The sequence below is a fragment of the Micromonospora sp. D93 genome (genome assembly GCF_018070365.1).
GTDB lineage: Bacteria > Actinomycetota > Actinomycetes > Mycobacteriales > Micromonosporaceae > Micromonospora > Micromonospora ureilytica.
Map to the genome: position 1 here is coordinate 158,206 of NZ_JAGPXW010000007.1, position 18,862 is coordinate 177,067.

At 71.7% G+C, this 18,862-nt stretch carries 19 protein-coding genes, 1 tRNA gene and 1 pseudogene; 2 read left to right on the forward strand and 19 right to left on the reverse strand.

The genetic code is table 11. The annotated features are described in order from the left end of the window. Positions 1 to 32: 32 nt before the first annotated feature. The 3 genes from KBX71_RS11545 to KBX71_RS11555 all read right to left on the reverse strand — a co-directional run bounded on the left by KBX71_RS11545 (position 33) and on the right by KBX71_RS11555 (position 1,943). Complete coding sequence (locus KBX71_RS11545) at positions 33 to 791, reverse strand: Bax inhibitor-1/YccA family protein (protein ID WP_124818042.1); 759 nt, start codon at positions 789 to 791, stop codon at positions 33 to 35. A 150-nt stretch (positions 792 to 941) separates the two neighbouring features. Then, on the reverse strand, positions 942 to 1,757 hold the full coding sequence (locus KBX71_RS11550; RefSeq protein ID WP_210817933.1) for a Bax inhibitor-1/YccA family protein: 816 nt from the start codon (positions 1,755 to 1,757) through the stop codon (positions 942 to 944). A gap of 105 nt (positions 1,758 to 1,862) precedes the next feature. Next, positions 1,863 to 1,943: transfer RNA gene (locus tag KBX71_RS11555), tRNA-Leu, on the reverse strand. A gap of 101 nt (positions 1,944 to 2,044) precedes the next feature. Here KBX71_RS11555 and KBX71_RS11560 point away from each other — a divergent pair. Further along, the gene (locus KBX71_RS11560; protein WP_210817934.1) at positions 2,045 to 3,904 is read left to right on the forward strand and encodes a hypothetical protein; all 1,860 of its coding nucleotides are present in this window, start codon (positions 2,045 to 2,047) and stop codon (positions 3,902 to 3,904) included. A 114-nt stretch (positions 3,905 to 4,018) separates the two neighbouring features. On the opposite strand, the gene KBX71_RS11565 is transcribed toward KBX71_RS11560, so the two are convergent. From KBX71_RS11565 to eno, 16 genes and pseudogenes are all read right to left on the reverse strand, one after another. Beyond that, positions 4,019 to 5,350, reverse strand: coding sequence for an NAD(P)/FAD-dependent oxidoreductase (locus KBX71_RS11565; protein ID WP_210817935.1), 1,332 nt, complete (start codon positions 5,348 to 5,350; stop codon positions 4,019 to 4,021). A 102-nt stretch (positions 5,351 to 5,452) separates the two neighbouring features. Beyond that, entirely contained in the window at positions 5,453 to 6,013 is a 561-nt protein-coding gene (locus KBX71_RS11570; RefSeq protein WP_210817936.1) for a hypothetical protein, read from the reverse strand. 108 nt (positions 6,014 to 6,121) lie between these two features. Next, the gene (locus tag KBX71_RS11575; protein ID WP_210817937.1) at positions 6,122 to 7,564 is read right to left on the reverse strand and encodes a DUF58 domain-containing protein; all 1,443 of its coding nucleotides are present in this window, start codon (positions 7,562 to 7,564) and stop codon (positions 6,122 to 6,124) included. Further along, positions 7,564 to 8,571, reverse strand: coding sequence for a MoxR family ATPase (locus tag KBX71_RS11580; RefSeq protein WP_124818052.1), 1,008 nt, complete (start codon positions 8,569 to 8,571; stop codon positions 7,564 to 7,566). Before KBX71_RS11580 ends, KBX71_RS11575 begins: the two co-directional genes overlap by 1 nt. Further along, positions 8,571 to 9,155 (reverse strand): hypothetical protein, encoded by a 585-nt coding sequence (locus KBX71_RS11585; RefSeq protein ID WP_210817938.1) that lies wholly within the window; start codon positions 9,153 to 9,155, stop codon positions 8,571 to 8,573. The genes KBX71_RS11580 and KBX71_RS11585 overlap by 1 nt, the downstream gene beginning before the upstream one ends. Beyond that, on the reverse strand, positions 9,152 to 9,937 hold the full coding sequence (locus KBX71_RS11590; RefSeq protein WP_210817939.1) for a DUF4129 domain-containing protein: 786 nt from the start codon (positions 9,935 to 9,937) through the stop codon (positions 9,152 to 9,154). Before KBX71_RS11590 ends, KBX71_RS11585 begins: the two co-directional genes overlap by 4 nt. A gap of 22 nt (positions 9,938 to 9,959) precedes the next feature. Beyond that, positions 9,960 to 10,699 (reverse strand): annotated as a pseudogene (locus KBX71_RS11595) (uracil-DNA glycosylase). After that, the gene (locus KBX71_RS11600; RefSeq protein ID WP_210817940.1) at positions 10,692 to 11,378 is read right to left on the reverse strand and encodes a dienelactone hydrolase family protein; all 687 of its coding nucleotides are present in this window, start codon (positions 11,376 to 11,378) and stop codon (positions 10,692 to 10,694) included. Before KBX71_RS11600 ends, KBX71_RS11595 begins: the two are co-directional and overlap by 8 nt. Before the next feature lie 199 nt (positions 11,379 to 11,577). Next, positions 11,578 to 12,162: a hypothetical protein gene (locus tag KBX71_RS11605; protein WP_307847045.1), complete on the reverse strand. Its 585-nt coding sequence runs from the start codon at positions 12,160 to 12,162 to the stop codon at positions 11,578 to 11,580. A gap of 127 nt (positions 12,163 to 12,289) precedes the next feature. After that, complete coding sequence (locus KBX71_RS11610) at positions 12,290 to 13,297, reverse strand: hypothetical protein (protein WP_247683296.1); 1,008 nt, start codon at positions 13,295 to 13,297, stop codon at positions 12,290 to 12,292. Beyond that, complete coding sequence (locus KBX71_RS11615) at positions 13,294 to 13,626, reverse strand: PadR family transcriptional regulator (RefSeq protein ID WP_088986312.1); 333 nt, start codon at positions 13,624 to 13,626, stop codon at positions 13,294 to 13,296. Before KBX71_RS11615 ends, KBX71_RS11610 begins: the two co-directional genes overlap by 4 nt. A gap of 71 nt (positions 13,627 to 13,697) precedes the next feature. Beyond that, complete coding sequence (locus KBX71_RS11620) at positions 13,698 to 14,642, reverse strand: Ppx/GppA phosphatase family protein (protein ID WP_210817993.1); 945 nt, start codon at positions 14,640 to 14,642, stop codon at positions 13,698 to 13,700. A 229-nt stretch (positions 14,643 to 14,871) separates the two neighbouring features. Continuing rightward, positions 14,872 to 15,369 carry an amino-acid N-acetyltransferase gene (locus tag KBX71_RS11625; protein ID WP_210817994.1) on the reverse strand — a complete coding sequence of 166 codons (498 nt, stop codon included), beginning with the start codon at positions 15,367 to 15,369 and terminating at the stop codon, positions 14,872 to 14,874. 35 nt (positions 15,370 to 15,404) lie between these two features. Beyond that, a complete protein-coding gene (locus tag KBX71_RS11630) occupies positions 15,405 to 15,962 on the reverse strand; it encodes a DUF501 domain-containing protein (RefSeq protein ID WP_210817941.1) in 558 nt (185 codons plus the stop codon). Between the two features lie 34 nt (positions 15,963 to 15,996). Beyond that, complete coding sequence (locus tag KBX71_RS11635; RefSeq protein WP_210817942.1) at positions 15,997 to 16,635, reverse strand: septum formation initiator family protein; 639 nt, start codon at positions 16,633 to 16,635, stop codon at positions 15,997 to 15,999. A 32-nt stretch (positions 16,636 to 16,667) separates the two neighbouring features. Beyond that, positions 16,668 to 17,951 (reverse strand): phosphopyruvate hydratase, encoded by a 1,284-nt coding sequence (gene eno, locus KBX71_RS11640; protein ID WP_196928338.1) that lies wholly within the window; start codon positions 17,949 to 17,951, stop codon positions 16,668 to 16,670. A gap of 213 nt (positions 17,952 to 18,164) precedes the next feature. Here eno and KBX71_RS11645 point away from each other — a divergent pair, with 213 nt between their 5' ends. Next, positions 18,165 to 18,857, forward strand: coding sequence for a hypothetical protein (locus tag KBX71_RS11645; RefSeq protein WP_210817943.1), 693 nt, complete (start codon positions 18,165 to 18,167; stop codon positions 18,855 to 18,857). Positions 18,858 to 18,862: the final 5 nt, after the last annotated feature.

The following is an 18,862-nucleotide window of genomic DNA, read 5'->3' on the forward strand; positions in this document are numbered from 1 at the left end:
GGCCGACACCGCGCCCCGCCGGGTCGGGCCGGTCAGCGGCGCAGGTAGCTGAGCAGCCTGAGCAGCTGCCAGTAGAGGAAGACCAACCCGGTGAGCAGGCCGAACGCGCTCAACCACGCGTACCGACGGGCTCGACCGTCCCGCACCGAGCGCTCGACGAGATCGAAGTCGAGGATGAAGCTGAACGCCCCGGCGATGATGGCCACCACCGAGAAGGCGTACGGCAGCCAGCCGACCTCCCCGCTGACGCTGTAGACCTCCAGGCCCGGTCGCCCGGTGATCAGGTACGACACCAGGTTGACCACGCTGAGCACGGCGATGCCGAGCAGGGTGCCGATCACCAGGCGGGCCAGCCGGGGCGTCGCCCGGATCACCCGGGCTCGATAGAGCGCCGCCATGCCGAGGAAGACGCCGAAGGTGCCGGCCACCGCCTGCACCACGATGCCCGGGTAGACCTGCTCGAAGGTGCGGCTCGCCACCCCCAGCAGCAGGCCCTGGAGGATGGCGTAGCCGACGATCGGCACCGGGTTGGTGATCCCCCGCAACGAGATGACCAGGACCAGCGCGATCGAGGCGAGCGCGCTGCCGGCCAGCGCGGCGCCCAGCCACACGGCGTCGGGGATCACCGCCCAGGACACCGCCGCCGCCACGCCGGTCACGAGCAGCAACCCGACGGTACGAACCACCACGTCGTCGACTGTCATCGGCTCGACGTCACGGGCGCCGAGCACCCGGGCCTCCACCCGGCCGGTCTCGTCCAGCCGGTTGAGCACCGGGTTGTTGCTGCGCACCGCCGCCTCCTTCGCCCGCGTACCCCAAAGGGCTTGGTCCTCGCAGTCACTCTGCCCCGGGCGGACCGGCGGCGGCGGGCAAACGGCGCGGACGACGGCGCCCGCCCTCACCGGAGTGGGGACGGGCGCCGGTCGGCAGTGCGGACGAGGTCAGTCGTCGCCCTGGAAGTAGCTCAGCAGGCGCAGGATCTCGATGTAGAGCCAGACCAGGCTGACCAGGATGCCGAATGCGGCCACCCAGGAGTAGCGCTGCGGCAGGCCCATCCGGACGCCGTCCTCGATCTCCTTGAAGCTGAGCACGAAGCTCAGCGAGGCGACCACGATGCAGACCAGGCTGAAGCCGATGGCCAGCGGGCTGCCGTCACGCAGACCCGTGTTGACGCCGAACAGCGCCAGCACCAGGTTGATCATCATGACCGCGAAGAGGCCGACCATCGCTGCGATCATGCCCTTGACGAACGCCGGGGTAGCCCGGATGACCTTCGCCCGGTAGAGCATTGCCATCAGGAAGAAGATGCCGAAGCTGGCCACGGCGGCCTGAAGCACGATGCCGTCGTAGCGCGTCTCGAACGCCTTGCTGACCATGCCGACGAAGACACCCTCGACGACCGCGTACGCGATCACGAGCGCCGGGTTGGCCATCCGGGAGAACGAAATGATCAAGCCGAGGACCAGGCCGACCACCGCCGCGCCGATCCAGGCTGGCCCGGCCAGCGCGTCGGGGACGAGCACCCAGGCTGCCGCGGCGGTGATGCCGAGGATGCCGAGCAGAGTGACGGTCTTGACGACGACGTCGTCGATCGTCATGGGCGCCACGGTCGGCGGCGCGGCCGGGTAATCGGCCTGGGACGGGTACTGCTGGGGAATGCCGGGCTGTCCGTACGGCCCGGCCGGGGCGTACCCGGCGGAGCGCTCCCGCTCGGCCGCTTGGCCGAGCCGGGCGAGCACCGGGTTCGAGGTCTTCACTGTCTGGCCTCCCTCAGGGGGTCGTTGCACGTGAACGTGCCCTCCAAGAGTAGACGGCGCAGCCAAGTCCCGGAGATCACGAGTGAGAATGTGTGCGCGGACCGGTGCCCGGGGCGGGGGTCGAACCCGCACGCCTTTCGGCAGCCGCTTTTAAGGCGGCCGTGTCTGCCTTTCCACCACCCGGGCGAGTGGCACCGGCGCGCCGACACGCCTGGTGCAGTGTCACCGTAGCCGGTCTGCGGCGACCCGGCGTACCCCGCCGGCCTGGCCACATTAGGGTCGATGCCGTGAGCAGCGCAGCCCCCACGGCCCCCGAGGCCGCCCCCGAGCAGGCATTCCGCCTCGCCGATCGGGTCAATCGCCGACCCCGGGCCACCCGGCTGCTGGCCGCCGTCCGCCGTCACCGGGCGGACCTGCTGGCCGCGCTGATCTTCGCGGTGCTGGCCGGCTGGCTCACCCAGGGGCTGTGGCCCGACCCGGGCGGCCGCATCCTGGCCCTCAACCCGGAGGACCAGACCCTCTACGAGTGGTTCCTGGCGGTGGACGCCCGCGCGCTGCTCGGCGACTTCGATCTGCTCACCGACCGGCTCAACGCTCCCGACGGCGTCAACCTGATGGCCAACACCACGGTGATCGCACTCGGTGCCCTCCTCGCGCCGGTCACCCTGTCGCTGGGCGCGCCGGTCACCTTCGCGCTGCTCGCCGCCGCCAACCTCGCCGGCACCGCTCTCGCCTGGTACCTGCTGTTCCACCGGACGCTGGGCGCCCGCCGGCTGGCCGCCGCGCTCGGCGGCGGGCTGTGCGGATTCGGGCCCGGCATGGTCTCGCAGACCAACAGCCACCTGCACATGACCGCCCAGTGGCTGGTGCCGGTGATCGTCTGGTTGGTGGTCCGGCTGCTGCGCGCGTCCGACCCGGGGCCCGGGACACCCGACGAGACCGGCCGTACCCGAACCACCGGGCCGGATCGTCGACGGCAGTTCACCTCCGCGGCGGGGCTGGCCGGCGCGGTCACCGCGCAGGTCTTCATCGGCGAGGAGGTGCTCTTCCTCGCCGCGATCACGCTGCTGGTGATGGCGATCGGCTACGCCGTGGCGGACCGGGACCTGGCCCGACGGGCGCTCCCCGGCTTCGCCGGCGGGTTGGCGATCGCCGCCGGGCTCGCCCTGCTGGTGCTCGGCTATCCGCTGTGGTTCCAGTTCGCCGGGCCGCAGGGAGTCGCCGACGGAATGTTCACCCCGGCCTACTTCTCTGCCGACCTGAGCAGTTGGTGGACGGTCTCCCCACTGTCGGTGGCCGGCAGCGACGAATCCGCCCGGCTGACCACCGGCCCCGCCGAGTACAACACGTTCCTCGGCTGGCCACTGCTGCTGGTCGCCGCGGTCTGCGCGATATGGGCCGGGCGACGCCGGCTGGTCTTCGCCTGCGTCGTGGCGGGTCTGGTGATGGGGGCGCTCTCGCTCGGCCCGGAGGTGGTGCTCGGCGGCACCCGGACGGCGATCCCCGGCCCGTACGCCCTGATCGGAGGGCTGCCGGTGGTGGACGGGGCGTTGCCGATGCGGTTCGCGCTGGCGTTGCTGCCGATCGTCGCGACGCTGCTGGTGCTCGCGGTCGACCGGGCCCTGCGCAGCTCCGGTCGGGCGCGGCGGCTGGTGCCACTGGCCGTCGGCGTGGCGCTGCTGCCGATCTTCCCGGCCCCCCTGCCGACCGCCGTACGCCCGCCCGTGCCGGAATTCATCACCGGCGGCCACTGGCGGCAGTGCGTGCCGCCGGGAGGGGTACTGGTGCCGGTGCCGCTGCCCACCCCGAAGGAGCCCTGGCCGATGCGCTGGGCGACCGCCGCCGACGCCGGTTTCCGGCTGCCGGAAGGCTTCTTCATCGGCCCGTACGGGAGGGGCGGCACCGCGGCGATGGGTACCTTCAAGCAGCCCACCTCCGCGCTACTGGCGGATGTCGCCCGGCGTGGCGACCAACCGGCAATCGGCGACGAGCAACGCCGCCAGGCCGCTCGCGACGCGGACTTCTGGGGCGCCTCCTGCGTGGCGCTCACCGACGACGCCCCCCACGCGGAAAGCCTGCGCACAACCCTGGAACAGCTCTACGGCCCGGCGACCCGAATAGCCGACGCCTGGACCTGGCGGGTTTAGCTAGCCCCAACCCAAAACCCCGCCGATCTTGCACTTACTGCTCGGACAAGACGCGCCAAAAGGCGCATCACGACGTCCGAAAGTGCAAGATCGACGGGGTCAGCGGGTCTGGGGTCAGACGCGGGGCGCGCCTACCGGCTGGGATGCCTCGGCGAACTCCTCGCGCGGGTCGTGCAGCTGACCCAGGGCGACCACCTCACGCTTGAGGAAGAACGCCAACGACCAGTCCACCACCACGCGGACCTTGCGGTTGAACGACGGGATCCGGCTCATGTGGTACGTCCGGTGCATCACCCAGGCCGGCCAACCGGTCATCTTGATCCCGTACACCTGGGCCACGCCCTTGTGCAGGCCGAGACTCGCGACGCTGCCGACGTGCTTGTGCTTGTAGTTCACCGGCTCCCGGCCCCGGATCACGGCCGTGATGTTGTCGGCCATCCGGGCTGCCTGGCGCACCGCGTGCTGAGCGCTCGGCGAGCAGAAGTTGCCCGGCTCCTTGGTCAGGTCCGGCACGGCGGCGCAGTCGCCGGCGCTCCAGGCACCCTCGACCACCCGGTCGCCGTCGACCACCTGGAGCGTGGGCAGGCAGGTGATCCGCCGACGGTCGTCGCGCGGGAAGTCGGTCGCGTCCAGCATCGGCGACGGCTTCACACCGGCCGTCCAGACGATCGTGTCGGAGCGGAAGCTGTCACCGTCGGAGAGCTTGACCACCCCGTCGACGCAGGACTCGAGCCGGGTGTCCAGCCGGATGTCCATGTTCCGCTTCATCAGCTGCTGCACGGTGTAGGCGCCCATGTCCCGGTCGACCTCGGGCAGCACCCGCTGGGTGGCCTCGACCAGCACCCAGCGGACCTCGTCCTGCTTGAGCTCCGGGTAGTAACGCAGGGCGTCGCGAGCCATGTCCTCCATCTCGGCGAGCGCCTCGATGCCGGCGTACCCACCGCCGACGAAGGTGAAGGTCAGCGCCGAACGGCGGACGTCCGGATCCGGCGTGGCGGCCGCCACGTCGAGCCGATCCAGCACGTGGTTGCGCAGGTAGATCGCCTCGCCGATGGTCTTGAACCCGATGCCCTGCTCGTGCAGGCCGGGGATCGGCAGGGTGCGGGAGACCGAACCCGGGGCCACGATCACGTGGTCGTAGGTGATCTCCCGGGCCGGGCCGCTGATCGGCTGCACGGTGGCCACCTTGCGGGCGTGCTCGATGCGCGTGACCGTGCCGGCCACCATCTTGCACTTGCGCAACTCGCGCCGCAGAGGCACCACGGAGTGCCGCGGGGAGATGTTGCCCGCCGCCGCCTCGGGCAGGAACGGCTGGTAGGTCATGTGCGGCTGGGGATCCACCACCATGACCTCAGCCTCACGGGAGCTGAGCTTCTTCGACAGGCGCAGCGCCGCGTACAGACCGACGTGCCCGGCACCCACCACAAGGATCCGCTTCGGATTCACGTTGTCTATCTTTCCCCGGCCGGCTCAGGTAATCCCGCTCGCGGCCCCCATCTGTGACGGAGCACAACCCGTGTGACCTGCGTAACCCTCTGGTCGCACTTGTCACCGACGTCGCAGCAGCCACCCCAGCAACGCTGCCGTCCCCACCGCCACCAGCAGCCCCAGCACCGTCACCCACTGGTGTCCGGCCCCGCCGCCCGCCCCCGCCGCCTGCAACAACACGACACCGAGCACGGCGGCACCCAACAGCACGGCGGCCGACCGCAGCAACCAACGGGTGATCAACTCGGGGTCCACCACCGCGTCGTAGGGCAACAGCGCGGCCAGCGCGCAGAGGGTGTGACCCAGATAGAGCAGGGCCGCGACGGCGAGCAGCCGCCACAGGGCGACCGGACGGCCGTACCCGTCGGTGGCGAGCAGCCAACCGCCGACCGTGACCAACGCCGTGAACGTCGCCCAGAGCCGGCGCGGCCCGAACGCGGGCAACAGGGCCGCCACCGCCAGGAAGAGGATCGGCCGACCGGAAAGCACCTCCGCGGGGAACGCCAGCGCGAACCCGGCAAACACGACGACGAAGATCGTGGCCCGAACCAACAGCGGGGCCGCGCTGATGCGGGCAACGGCGTACTGCGCCGCCCGAACCCGCTCCACGACGGCGTTCACCGGGCCCGCCTTTCGTTCGCGACTGCGGGGCTCGCAAGCTCACTCCTCGCGCTCACCGGGCCCGCCTTTCGTTCGCGACTGCGGGGCTCGCAAGCTCACTCCTCGCGCTCACCGGCCACCCACCCGTGGGGCCGTCGCCAACCTGGCCACGTCCCGCAGCACCAGGTCCAGGCTGCCGGCGCCGGCCCAGCGCACCACCGGTACGCCGTGCTCCCGGAGCTGCCCGATCATGACCTCCCGATCCAGGCGCCACAGTCCGTACGCCACCTCGGCCCAACCCCGGTCCTTCGGCGACGCCAGGTCGGTCGGCAACGTGTCGACAGCCACCACGAACCGCCCGCCGCGGGCCAACCGGGCGAGCATCTGCGCCGACCGTTCGTCAAGCAGCGGGGTGAGCACCACCACCAACGCGTCCGAGGAGAGCAACTGCGGGCCGAAAACCTGGTCGTACGGCTCGTGCGCGGACGCGTGGACCCGGACGTCGAGCAGCCACTCCAGGACGGTCAGGTACTGCCGCCGCCCAGCGGCCGGCCGGAGCCGGCGGGCGGCCGGCCCGTACTCCAGCAGGGAGACCCGGTCGCCACGATGCAGGTAGTGCTCGGCGATCGCGGCGGTGGCCCGGACTGTGGTGTCCAGCACCGAGGCAGCGCCACCCACCCCACCGGAGCGGCCCGCCTCGGCGAGCACGTCGAGCAACACCACCACCTCGGCGTCGCGGTCGGACAGGGTGGCGGCCACGTGCAGCTGCCGGGCCCGCAACGAGACCCGCCAGTCGATCCGGCGCAGCCGGTCCCCGGGGGCGAAGACGCGTACGCCGGCCAACTCGCCGCCCTCTCCGGGTCGGCGGGAGTGGTGCGCCCCGACCAGGCCGGCGGCGCGGGGCATCGCCTCGACCGCCTCGAACGGCTCGGTACGCGGGTACACCCGCAGCCGGACCGGCTCGGTGATCACCGCTCGGGAGACCAGCAGACCGCCCGCCGTGGCGACCCGGGCACCGGCGGGGCCGATCGGATGCCGGCCCCAGCGCAGGGCCCTGCCGGCCAACTCCAGGTCCACCGCGGCACCGATCGGCACCGAGGTCACGAACGGCCGGTCCGCGGCGGAACGGCGCCCGCCGTTGCCCTGCGCCGTCGCACCTGTCGCCGGGACGGCGTTCGGCTCCCCGTCGTCGACGGCCTCGTCACTGGCGAAGCCGGCCCGGTCGATCCGCAACCACGGCGACACTCGGGAACGCATCACCACCAGGTCGTAGTCGACAGTGTCCGGGTTGCCGACGCTCACCGCCGCCGTCACGTCACCACCCTCGACCAGCGGCCCGTCGTCACCCTGGCTGATCCACACCTGCGGCAGCGCCGTGGGCCGTCGGCGCAGCGCGTACGCAGTGCCCAGCGCGAACGGGGCGGCGAGCACGATCAGGTCCACCCGACCCAGCAGCACGCCGGCCACCAGCAGCAGGCCGGCGAGCAGCACCGCGCGGCCGAGCGCCGGGGTGGGCGCCCAGCCGGCAGCCGGTTCCGCTTCGGTGGCCCTCGGCACTGTCGGTCCGGTCATCAGTGCCGGGGCCCGCCGGCGGCGTAGCTGGGCAGCGCGCCACTTGCCGGGGCGGGAGTCGCCTCCAGCACCTCGCTCACCACGAACGCCGGATCGACCCGGCGCAACCACATCTCCGGGCGCAGGGTGATCCGGTGCGCCAGAGCGGGCGCCGCCACCGACTTGACGTCCTCCGGCACCACGTAGTCCCGTCCGCCGAACACCGCGCGGACGCGGGCCAGCAGCAGCAGCGCCAGCGAACCGCGCGGCGAGGCGCCGACCAGCACCGACGGGTGCTCCCGGGTGGCCGCGGTGAGCGACACGATGTAGCGGCCGATGGAGTCCTCCACCACCACGTCCTCCAGGGCGGCCTGCATGGCCCGCAGCGTCGCCGCGTCGACCACCGGCTTGATGTCCGCCTCCTCCCGGCGACGGCTCATCCGACGGCGCAGCACCTCCCACTCCTCCTCGTGCTGCGGGTAACCGAACGAGACCCGCAGGAGGAACCGGTCCAGCTGCGCCTCGGGCAGCGGGTAGGTGCCCTCGTACTCGATGGGGTTGGCGGTGGCCAGCACGTGGAACGGCTCGTCCAGCTTGTAGGTCACACCCTCCACCGAGACCTGCTTCTCCTGCATCGCCTCCAGCAACGCGGACTGGGTCTTCGGCGGCGTCCGGTTGATCTCGTCGGCGAGGAGCAGGTTGGTGAAGACCGGGCCGGCTCGGAAGGTGAAGTCGCCGTTGCGCTGGTCGTACAGGAACGAGCCGGTGACATCGGCGGGAAGCAGGTCGGGGGTGAACTGCAACCGACGGAAATCCAACCCGAGGGCCTGGGCGAACGAGCGGGCGGTGAGCGTCTTACCGAGCCCCGGCAGGTCCTCCAGGAGCACGTGCCCGCCCGCGAGGATGCCGGCGAGGACCAGCTCCAACGCGTCCCGTTTGCCGACGACGACGGTGCCGACCGCGTCCAGGACCGCCCGAGCCAGGTGCCCGACCTCGGCGGGGGCAATGCTCCGGTCCACGTCGTTCATCAAACACTCTCCAGTTCGGCGACGATCACCGCGAGGTCGCGCGGCGACGGGGTGCGGCGAGGCGGGGTCTCCAGGAACGTCCACAGGCGCTCACCCAGCAGGGCACGAGCGCGGGCGGGATCCGACTCACGGGTGACGCCGTGTTTCAGACGCATCCGCTCGTCGGCCAGTTCACCGATCCGGGGCAGGACCACCTCGGTGAAACGTTCGGTTCGGTTCGAGGACCAGTCCAGGGGGCGTTCCCACTGGTTGATCGCGCCACGCAGCGCGTCCCGGGCATCCCAGTTGTAGCTGCCGTCCTCCTCGCCCGCGCCGGCCTGGCGAGCCGGCGGCGGCGGTGGTGGCGGCGCGAGCAGGGCGGTGACCCGGCGCACCGCCAGCACGGAGAGCACCCCGGCGATCAGCACGGGCAGCGAGACCTGGAGGCCCACCGCGCGCAGGCCGACGAGCAGGACCGCGACCAGCGCGGCTGCCCACGCGAGCGAGCGCAGCACCGGACGCCACCGGGAGTCGCGCGCCTTCGGACCGGCCGGCGCCCCCTCCTCCTCGAACGCGAGCAGATCGTCGATGCTGGTGCTGCTCATGAGGTCACCACCGCGGTGAGCTCTCCGCGCAGCCGGCCGAGCGCGGCGCGGGCCTGGTCGCGGGTGCGTTCGCCAACCGGGTGGGTGGCATACCGGGCCTCCCGGTAGACGTGCGCGAACTCGGCCAGCACGTCGGTGCTGGCGATGGCCGGCACGCCCGCCGCCGGGTCGCCCTGCAACAGCCGGCTGACCAGGTCGGTGGGGGTGTCGCCGGCGAGCCTCGGCACACCGGCCGCGGCGGCGGTCTCCTCCAGGCGCACCCAGCAGGCGATCACCGCCACCCGGGGGTCGGTGTCCCGGTCGTCGAGCTCCACGAGGCCGGCGTCGAGAGCGGCGACCACCTCGCGGGCGGTGCCCTCGGCGGTACGACGGGCCCGCTGCGCCGGTAGTGCCCGGGTGGTGCGGCGCAGCGCACCTCGGATCAGGATCCAACTGAGGTAGCCGAGTGCGGCGAGGATGGCCAGCCCGAGGAGGACCACCGCCGCCGTGCCGACCCACTGCGGGATGTGGGCCTGGGTGGCCTCGGCGGCGTCGCGTGGCTCGATCGGGATGGACGGTGACGGCTCGACGGTCGGGTACTCGGGAACCCAGGGAACGTTGTCCGCGGCCGGCGGGATCCGGCTGGCCCCGATCGACGAGTGAGCGGACGCCAGCGCGGCACCGGCGAGCAGGACGGCGACCGTGCCGACCGGCCACCACCGGCGGAGCAGGCCGAGCACCGGAGGCAGCACACCCGGCTCGGCGGATGGTACCGGCGTGGGCGGGCGTGTTCCGTCTGTCATCGCCACCACCCCACGCGTCGTCTCAGTCCACTCCGGCCAGCTGTTTAGCCTGGCCGAAGACGTCGTCCAACATCACTGGTGTCAACCGCCCGGTGAAGGTGTTCTGCTGACTGACGTGGTAGCAGCCCAGCAAGTCCGGAGCGTCCGTGCCGGACCAGTGTGCCCCATGACCGAACGCCGGTCGCGGGCTGGGCGGGCGCTGCCCGTACACCGCTCGGAGCACCGGCCACCACGCGGCCCAGGCGAACGCGCCGAGCGCGACCACGACCCGCAGCGTGGGCCGGATCAGCGTGACCTCACGGTGCAGCCAGGGTGCGCAGGTGTCCCGTTCCACAGGGGTCGGCTTGTTGTCCGGAGGCGCACACCTGACGGCCGAGAAGATCCGTAGGTCCCGCACTGTGAGCCCGTCGTCGGCGGCGACGCTGGTGGGCTGGTTGGCCAGCCCGGCCCGGTGCAGCGCGGCGAACAGCACGTCACCCGACCGGTCGCCGGTGAAGATCCGGCCGGTGCGGTTGCCGCCGTGCGCGGCGGCGCCAGCCCGAGGATGGCGATCCGCGCGTCGCCGGTGCCGAAGCCCGGCACCGGTCGTCCCCAGTACTCCTGGTCGCGGAAGGCGGCCCGGCGGCTGCGGGCGACCTCCTCCCGCCACTGGACCAACCGTGGGCAGGCGAAACAGTCACTCACCGCCGCGTCGAGGTCGGCCAGGTCGGTCGCCCGCGCTGCGCGGGCGACCACCTGTTCGGGGGTACGCGTCTCAGCCAAGCTTGGCCCGGAAGAGTTCCAGGGTGCGGGCCCAGGCGCTGGCGGCGGCACGCTGGTCGAATGCCTCCGGCCGGTCGTCGTTGAAGAAGGCGTGCGAGGTGCCCGGGTAGTCGTAGAGGTGGCAGTCGCCGCCGGCCCCCTCGATGGCCCGGCGAGCGGTTTGTACGCCCTCGTCGGCCGACGTGCCGTCCTCTTCGGAGCAGTGGATGACCGCTGCCTTGCCGGCGTAGTCGGCCCAGTCTGGGCGCATCGACTCCCAGGGCAGCACCGGATAGAAAGCGGCGGTGGCGACGATCCGCTCGGAGATGGTGGCCGACCAGAGGGCGAGGCTGCCACCGGCGGAGAAGCCCACGGCACCGACCTTACCGGTGACCTCGGGCCGCCCGGCGAGATAGTCGGCCGCTCCGGCGATGTCCTTCGCCGCCTCGTCCATCCGCATCGCCAGCAGGAGCCGCTGCGCCTCGTCCGGCTCACTGGTTGTCTCGCCGTGGTAGAAGTCCGGGGCGAGGGCCACGAAACCGGCCTCGGCGAACCGGTCCGCCACCGACCGGATGTGCGGGACCAGACCCCACCATTCCTGAATGACGATGACGGCGGGGCTGGCCGTGCCGCTGGCGGGTATCGCGAGATACCCCTCGCTCGTGCCCCCGTTGCCGCGGTAGCTCACCATTTCGCCCATGGGCCGTCCTCCTAGCGGTCAGTCATCGTTGGCTGGTCGCCCAGTGGTCCTACGTGCCGGTAGCCTGCCACGCCGCGGGGGCCGTCGGGAAGACGCCGGAACAGTGGCATTCACCTCCTGTTCGCCCCCTGGTGACTCCGGGTACGCCGACGGCGGCGGGGTTCGCTCCCGCCGCCGTCGATACCGATCTACCGCCCGGTCAGACCTTCTTGGTCAGGCAGAGCACATAGCCCGTCTTGCCCGGCTCGATGCTGGAGAAGATGTACCCCTCCTCGCCCTCCTTGAAGTACTGGGTGCAGGTGGTGTCGGCCTTGGCCTGAGCCTCGCTCTGGCCGTCCACCCGACCGACCACGTTGTACGCCGCGTCGGTGGAGGTGCACTCGACGACCTTGGCGCCGTCGACCTCCTCCTGCTCGGTGCCGGTGACCTCGGGCAGTTCGGCGATGCAGTCGCCGGTCTTGGCGTCCGCGGTCTCGTCCTTGTTGAAGAAGTTGCCGATCGCCGAGGCGACGCCGAACTTCAGGCCGGCGATGACGACGATGGCGAGGACCGCACCGATGATGCCGAGGGCCTTCTTCGAACCGGACTTCTCCGCCTTCGGCTCGGCCGCCGACGGCGTCTCGACGGCCGGCTGTGACTCGGCCGACTCCGGTGCGGCCGCCTGCGGCGCTTCCTTGGCCGACTCCGGCTTGGCCTGCTGCGGCACGGCCGCCTGCGGCGTCTCGACGACCGGCTCAGGGGTTTCGGCGTCGGGCGCGGGGGGCGGTGCGACCTGCTCTGGCACGGGGGTTCCTTCCGAGGGGTGGATGAGCAGACGACACCGTAACGATCATTGATTTCCGGTGCCGTCCCGCTCGCCTCGTCCGTTCAGCTATTTCCCAGCCACACCCGCATGATCCAGTTCACACCCCTCAGCGGGTCGGGGTGGGGGTTGGCGTTTCGCTCGGCGGCAGGCCGGTGACCGTACCGGTCGGCAGCGGCGTTCCAGTCGGCTCGGGTGTTCCGCTCGGGTCCGGCGTGCTGGTCGGGTCCGGCGTACCGCTCGGTGGCGTGGGTGGGAGGGGCGCGCCCGGTGCGCGGGGCACGAAGGGGGCCTGCTCCGGGCAGTACGGATACGCCCGCAGTGTCGAATCCTTGTAAGCGCCGTCCAAGCAGTCCGGGTAGCCGAGCCGGATCGGATTGCCGTTCTGGTCGAAGAGCCGGGCGTTCTCCACCAGGCGGCCCTCGCTGTCGTAGACGAAGACGTCCCGGACCCTGTCGTACTGGCTGTCGACCGAGGTCTGGTCGTAGCCGTAGTCGCCGTAGCGCATCCGGTCCTCGGCCTGCACGAGTGCGGCGAGCGCGAAGACCACAAGCACCGCGCTGCTCACCTGCACGACCGAGCGCGGCCAGCGGGTCAGCTGGGCCGAACGGCGACCGATCCAGATGGAGCCGAGCACGAAGCCGATCAGCATGATCAGGCCGGCGAGCAGCTCACCGCCGAGCCTCGGTAGCGGCCCGAATTCGCCACCGGTGGTGACCACCGTGACCAGCATCGCCGCCAGATAGCCGCGCAGCACCCACCAGGCCGGGCGCAGCAGTCGGAGGAAGTCGCTGGCCGTCGCGTACCCCAGGGGTGGGCCGAGACGGGTGTCCATCGCGCGCAGCCGGCCGCGGACCCCTGCCATCGCGCTCGCCACCCGCTGGTCGAGGTTGCGCCCGCTGCCCGGCGCGGCGCCGGCCGCGGCGCGCAGCTCGGCAGCGTACGTCTCGGGCTCGCCCAGCCGCTCGACCAGGGTGCCCTCGGACTCGGCGGCGACCTCGGTGAGGTGGTCGGCCAGGTCCTCGGTCAGCTCGTCGCGTTGCGTGGTCGGCAGGTCGGCCAGAGCGGCCCGGACCCTCGCCACGTAGTCGGTGATCTCCTGCTCCGTGACGGTCATGCCGCCAGCCCCCGATCGTCGAGCAGAGTGTCCATGGTGGTGGCGAACGAGCGCCAGAGCTTGCCGGAGCGGGTCAGCTGGTCGCGCCCCGCGGCGTTGAGTGAGTAGTACTTGCGGTGCGGCCCGGATTCGCTCGGAACGACGTAGGTGGTGAGCAGGCCGGCGGCGAAGAGGCGGCGCAGCGTCCCGTAGACCGAGGCGTCACCGACCTCCTCCAAGCCGGCCTCGCGAAGCCGGCGCAGGATGTCGTAACCGTAACCGTCCTCCTCTCGGAGCACGGCCAGGACGGCTAGATCGAGCACGCCCTTCAGCAACTGTGTGGTGTCCACGCAATGCACACTACTGCGTAATGCGCAGTAGCGTCAACGATCACGCCCGACAGGCGAGTTGATCAAGCCTGCTAACAGGCCGTGGCTGGCTGGAGACTCCAGGCGATGCCGTCGAGGATGTCGTGCTCCGACGCGACCACCGACGGCATCCCGGCCCGCTCCATGATCACGCGAAGCACCAGCGCTCCCGCGCCGATCACGTCGGCTCGGCCCGGGTGCATCACCGGGTTCGCCAACCGCTGCGCACGGGTCTGACCCAGCAGCTCCGCGGTCACCCGGGCGACCTCCTCGTACGACACCCGGGCGTGGTGGATGCGCTCCGGGTCGTACTCCCGCAGGCCGTGCGCGAGAGCGACCACTGTGGTGACCGACCCGGCGAGGCCGACCAGGGTGGCCGCCTCGCGACCGGGCACCACGGCGAGCGCCCGGTCCACCACTGCCGCGATGTCGGCCTGCGCCGCCGCGACCTGCTCGGACGTCGGCGGGTCGCCGGGCAGGTGCCGCTCGGTCATCCGGACGCAGCCGATGTCCACCGAGATCGCCGACCGCACCCCGGCGGCCCGGTCACCGACCACGAACTCGGTGGAGCCACCACCGATGTCGACGACCAGGAAGGGCTCCTTCGCGTCGGCGGGCAGCCCGCGCACCGCGCCGGTGAACGACAGCCGGGCCTCCTCGTCGCCGCTGACCACCTCGGGCGCGACACCGAGGGTGGCCCGCACCATCTCGGTGAAGTCGGCGGCGTTCGTGGCATCCCGGGAGGCCGAGGTGGCACACATCCGTACGCGCTGCGCACCCAGCTTCTCGATGTCGGCGGCGTACGACGCCAACGCGACCCGGGTTCGCTCGATCGCCTCCGGCGCCAGTCGGCCGGTGCGGTCCACGCCCTGCCCCAGCCGGACGATCTCCATCCGCCGGAGCAGGTCGATCAGCGGCGCCTGCGGCCCGGTCGAGGCGTCGGGCAGGTCGGCGACCAGCAGTCGGATCGAGTTGGTCCCGCAGTCGATGGCCGCCACACGCGTCGTCACCCCGCTACCCTACGACAGCGCACCGGCGGTGCCCGCCTGGTGGGCCGAGCAGGCGGCAGCCAGCCTGGCGGGCCCGGTCGCCCTACTGAGCCCGATGACTACCAGGCATCAAAATGCCTCAGGGGCATCACGCTCAACAGGACGACCGGCACCCAACAGCTCCGCGCCGAGCACGGTCAGGTGGGAGTTCTTCGCCGCCCACCCCCGCAAGGGCTGATCAGAGCCGCAGCAGCATCCGGGTGTTGCCAAGCGTGTTCGGCTTGACCCGCTCCAGGTCCAGGAACTCCGCGACACCCTCGTCGTACGAGCGCAGCAGCTGCTCGTAGACGGGCTGCGGCACCGGAGCGCCGTCGATCTCACGGAAGCCGAACGAGCCGAAGAACCGGGTCTCGAAGGTGAGCACGAAGATCCGCGCCACACCCAACTCCCGGGCCGCGTCGATCAACTCAGCGACCAGTTGGTGACCGATCCGCCGGCCCCGGCAGGACGGGTCCACGGCCACCGTACGGATCTCGGCCAGGTCCTCCCACATGACGTGCAGCGCGCCGCAGCCCACCACCACGTCGTCCTCGGCCCGGACCGCGACCCGGAACTCCTGCACGTCCTCGAAGAGGGTGACGGTGGCCTTGCTCAACAGCCGCCGGTCGTCGGTGTAGGTGTCGACGAGTCGCCGGATGCCCCGCACATCCCCGGTGCGGGCCCGCCGTACGAGGATCTGACTCTCGGGCGCCTCGGACCCGGTCTGCGCGTTCACTCTCCCGCCGGCACGTCCACGCAGGGCCCCGCCGACCACCAGGGCTCGACCAGCTCCAACGTCTCGTCGCCGAACGGGTTCACGCCGGGGCCGGCGCCCAGCGCATGACCCAGGTGCACGTGCAGGCACTTCACCCGGCCCGGCATCCCGCCGGCCGAGATGCCGGCGATCTCCGGAACCTCGTCGACCGCCTCCCGGCGGGTGAGGTAGTCCTCGTGCGCCGCACGGTAGTGGGCGGCCAACTCCGGGTCCGTCGTCAGCCGGTCCGCCATTTCCTTCATCAGCCCCGCCGACTCCAGTCGGCTGCACGCGGCGGTGGCCCGGGGGCAGGTCAGGTAGTAGAGGGTCGGGAACGGGGTGCCGTCGGCGAGGCGGGGGGTCGTCTCCACCACGTCCGGCAGGCCGCACGGGCAACGGTGGGCAACCGCCCGGGTGCCCCGGGGCGTCCGGCCGAGCTGCGCGGCCACCGCCGCCAGATCGGCTTCGGTGGCCGGCTCCCGCTGCGGCAGGGGAACGGAGTCCGCCGCCGGCTCCGACGGTGGTACGACAGTCACGGTGCCCATCTCTCCTGGTGTGCTGGTCGGTGGCTCACTTGCCCGGCTGCTGGCTGTCCGCCGCCTGCACGCTCGACCAGAGCGTGTCGTACCAGGTCACCGGCCCGGGTGGGGCGGCCGAACCGGCCGACTTCCCAGCGTCCCGGGCGGCGCCCTCCGGGTCGTGCAGCACCACCATCATCTTCTCGCCCGGGCGGCCCATGAAGAACCGTTCCCGAGCCTGCGTCTCGATGAACGCCTTGTCCTGCCACTTCGCGGCCCTCTCGGCGAGCTTCGCGATCTCCCGCTCCTGCACCGCCTGGGCGGCCTCCATCCGCTCGATGTTGGCCTGCTGGTCCAGGTAGACCCGGACCGGGTAGGTGTAGGCCAGAGCGAGCGCGATCAGGACCGCGAACAGCACGGTGGCCCGGCCGGTGAAGCGACGGGGGTGGGGTGCGGCGAGCCGCTTCACGGCACCACCGGCGGCGGTACGCCGAGCGGCGGCCGGACGATTCGCGGACCGCACGCCTTCGGCGCCCCGGGCAGCACCCGGCGCGCGACCGGCGGCGCGCGGCTCGGCGCGTACGCCGGCCTCCCGGACCGATCCCCGGGTGGCGCGCCCGCCGCCCGGCCGACCGGACTGACCCGGCCGACGAGCGGGACGCTGACCACCCGGTGTGCGGCGCTGCTGCATCGTCACACCCCTCCCCCGAGGCTTCGTGCGTCTCAGGCCGAACGGTAGCGCGGGAACGCGCCAGCGCCGGCGTAGCGCGCCGCGTCGGCCAGCTCCTCCTCGATCCGGAGCAGCTGGTTGTACTTGGCGACGCGGTCCGAGCGGGCCGGCGCGCCGGTCTTGATCTGGCCGCAGCCGGTGGCCACCGCCAGGTCGGCGATGGTCGTGTCCTCGGTCTCGCCGGAACGGTGGCTCATCATGCACTTGAAGCCGGCCCGGTGGGCCAGGTCCACCGCGTCCAGGGTCTCGGTCAACGAGCCGATCTGGTTGACCTTGACCAGGACCGCGTTCGCCGACTTCTCCGCGATACCACGGGCGATGCGCTGCGGGTTGGTCACGAACAGGTCGTCACCGACGATCTGCACCCGGTCGCCGATCGAGGCGGTAAGCGTCTGCCAACCGCTCCAGTCGTCCTCGGCCAGCGGGTCCTCGATCGACACGATCGGGTACTCGTCGGCGAGCTTCGTGTAGTAGGTGCTCATGTCCTCGGCGGACTTCGCGGCGCCCTCGAAGGTGTAGCTGCCGTTGTCGAAGAACTCGGTGGCCGCCACGTCGAGCGCGAACACGATGTCGGTGCCGAGCCGGTAACCGGCCTTTTCGACCGCCTCGGCGATCAGGTCCAGGGCCGCCGCGTTCGTCGGCAGGTTCGGCGCGAAGCCACCCTCGTCGCCGAGCCCGGTGGAGAGGCCCTTCTTCTTCAGCACCGACTTCAGCGCGTGGTAGACCTCCGCGCCCGAGCGCAGCGCCTCACGGAACGTGGGCGCGCCGATCGGCGCGATCATGAATTCCTGGATGTCGACGTTCGAATCGGCGTGCGCGCCACCGTTGAGGATGTTCATCATCGGCACGGGCAGGAGGTGCGCGTTCGGGCCGCCCAGGTAGCGGAAGAGGCTCAGCTCGGCGCTGCCGGCAGCGGCCTTCGCCACCGCCAGGGAGACCCCGAGGATGGCGTTCGCGCCCAGCTCCGACTTGCTGTCGGTGCCGTCGATGTCGAGCATCTTCTGGTCGATCAGCCGCTGCTCGCTGGCCTCGTACCCGATGATCTGGTCGACGATCTTGTCTTCGACGTTGGAGACCGCCTTCTCCACGCCCTTGCCCTGGTAGCGGTCGTCGTCACCGTCGCGCAGCTCGATCGCCTCGAAGGCGCCGGTGGAGGCGCCGGAGGGCACGGCGGCGCGGGCTACCGTGCCGTCGTCCAGACCGACCTCGACCTCGACCGTCGGGTTGCCCCGCGAGTCGAGAATCTCCCGGGCGACGATTCCCTCGATGGTTGCCACTAAGTCGCTCCTCGTTGTTGTGATCCGGTCCGTGGGTGGGCCGCGACGGTGCGGCTGAGGCAGGTGTTGAACGCAGCGTATCGGGCGACGCGAACGGGCACGGCGTCGCCCGCGCACCCGGGTCGCCCCACGCTGACGGACATTCCCGGATTTCCGGGCGTCAACCGGCAACGGGTTTGCGCTGCACGGACCAGATCCACCAGGCTGGTCGCCATGCCCGCCGCCTCGACCACCCTCCGCATGCTCGCCGTGTCGGTCATCGCGTCGCTCACGGTCACCGGCTGTCAGACATTCGAGGACGCCGGAGTCGCCATGGGCCGCTCGGAACTCGTCAACGACCTCGCCGCCCGGCTCGATCGAGCACTGGAGTTGACCTACTCGGCCGACTACCAACTGCCCGGCGGCCAGCGCGCCGCGATCGTGCAGGCACAGGACCCGGCGCGATCCACGTACACCTACCCGGGCGGGCAACTCACCGTCACCCCGGACGCCATCACACGCTGCACGACGACCGGCACCCGCCCGGAGTGCACGCTGATCGCCCCGCCCACCCCGGGCAGCAAGCCCACGGTGACGCTGTTCGGCGAGGCCAACCGGCAGGGCCTCGTCACGCCGCCGGTGGTGGTCGGGCTGCTCACCGCCGCCGCGCTCGACCCGCAGGCGGTCATCAAGCAGAGTGACACCACGGTCGCCGGGCACCACGCCGCCTGCGTGGCGGTGGAAAGCGCGTCCGGCGACTTCACCGCCTGCGTCACCACGGAGGGCGTGCTCGGCACCTTCACCGGGCCGGTCGACGGCAAGCCGATGGAGCTGGCACTGAGCGACTACTCCGCGACCGTCGACGAGAAGGCCTTCGACCCGCCCGCCGGCGCCGGCCTCGTCGACCGCCGCCCCGGCGGCTCGTGACCGAC

What these genes read in the sequence shown, in the direction of transcription:
- KBX71_RS11575 (WP_210817937.1), bottom strand. Translation starts at nt 7,564, where the DNA reads ATGACCGGACCGACAGTGCCGAGGGCCACCGAAGCGGAACCGGCTGCC.
- KBX71_RS11635 (WP_210817942.1), bottom strand. Translation starts at nt 16,635, where the DNA reads ATGCAGCAGCGCCGCACACCGGGTGGTCAGCGTCCCGCTCGTCGGCCG.
- KBX71_RS11610 (WP_247683296.1), bottom strand. Translation starts at nt 13,297, where the DNA reads ATGACCGTCACGGAGCAGGAGATCACCGACTACGTGGCGAGGGTCCGG.
- KBX71_RS11600 (WP_210817940.1), bottom strand. Translation starts at nt 11,378, where the DNA reads ATGGGCGAAATGGTGAGCTACCGCGGCAACGGGGGCACGAGCGAGGGG.
- KBX71_RS11580 (WP_124818052.1), bottom strand. Translation starts at nt 8,571, where the DNA reads ATGAACGACGTGGACCGGAGCATTGCCCCCGCCGAGGTCGGGCACCTG.
- KBX71_RS11645 (WP_210817943.1), top strand. Translation starts at nt 18,165, where the DNA reads ATGCCCGCCGCCTCGACCACCCTCCGCATGCTCGCCGTGTCGGTCATC.
- KBX71_RS11590 (WP_210817939.1), bottom strand. Translation starts at nt 9,937, where the DNA reads ATGACAGACGGAACACGCCCGCCCACGCCGGTACCATCCGCCGAGCCG.
- KBX71_RS11585 (WP_210817938.1), bottom strand. Translation starts at nt 9,155, where the DNA reads ATGAGCAGCACCAGCATCGACGATCTGCTCGCGTTCGAGGAGGAGGGG.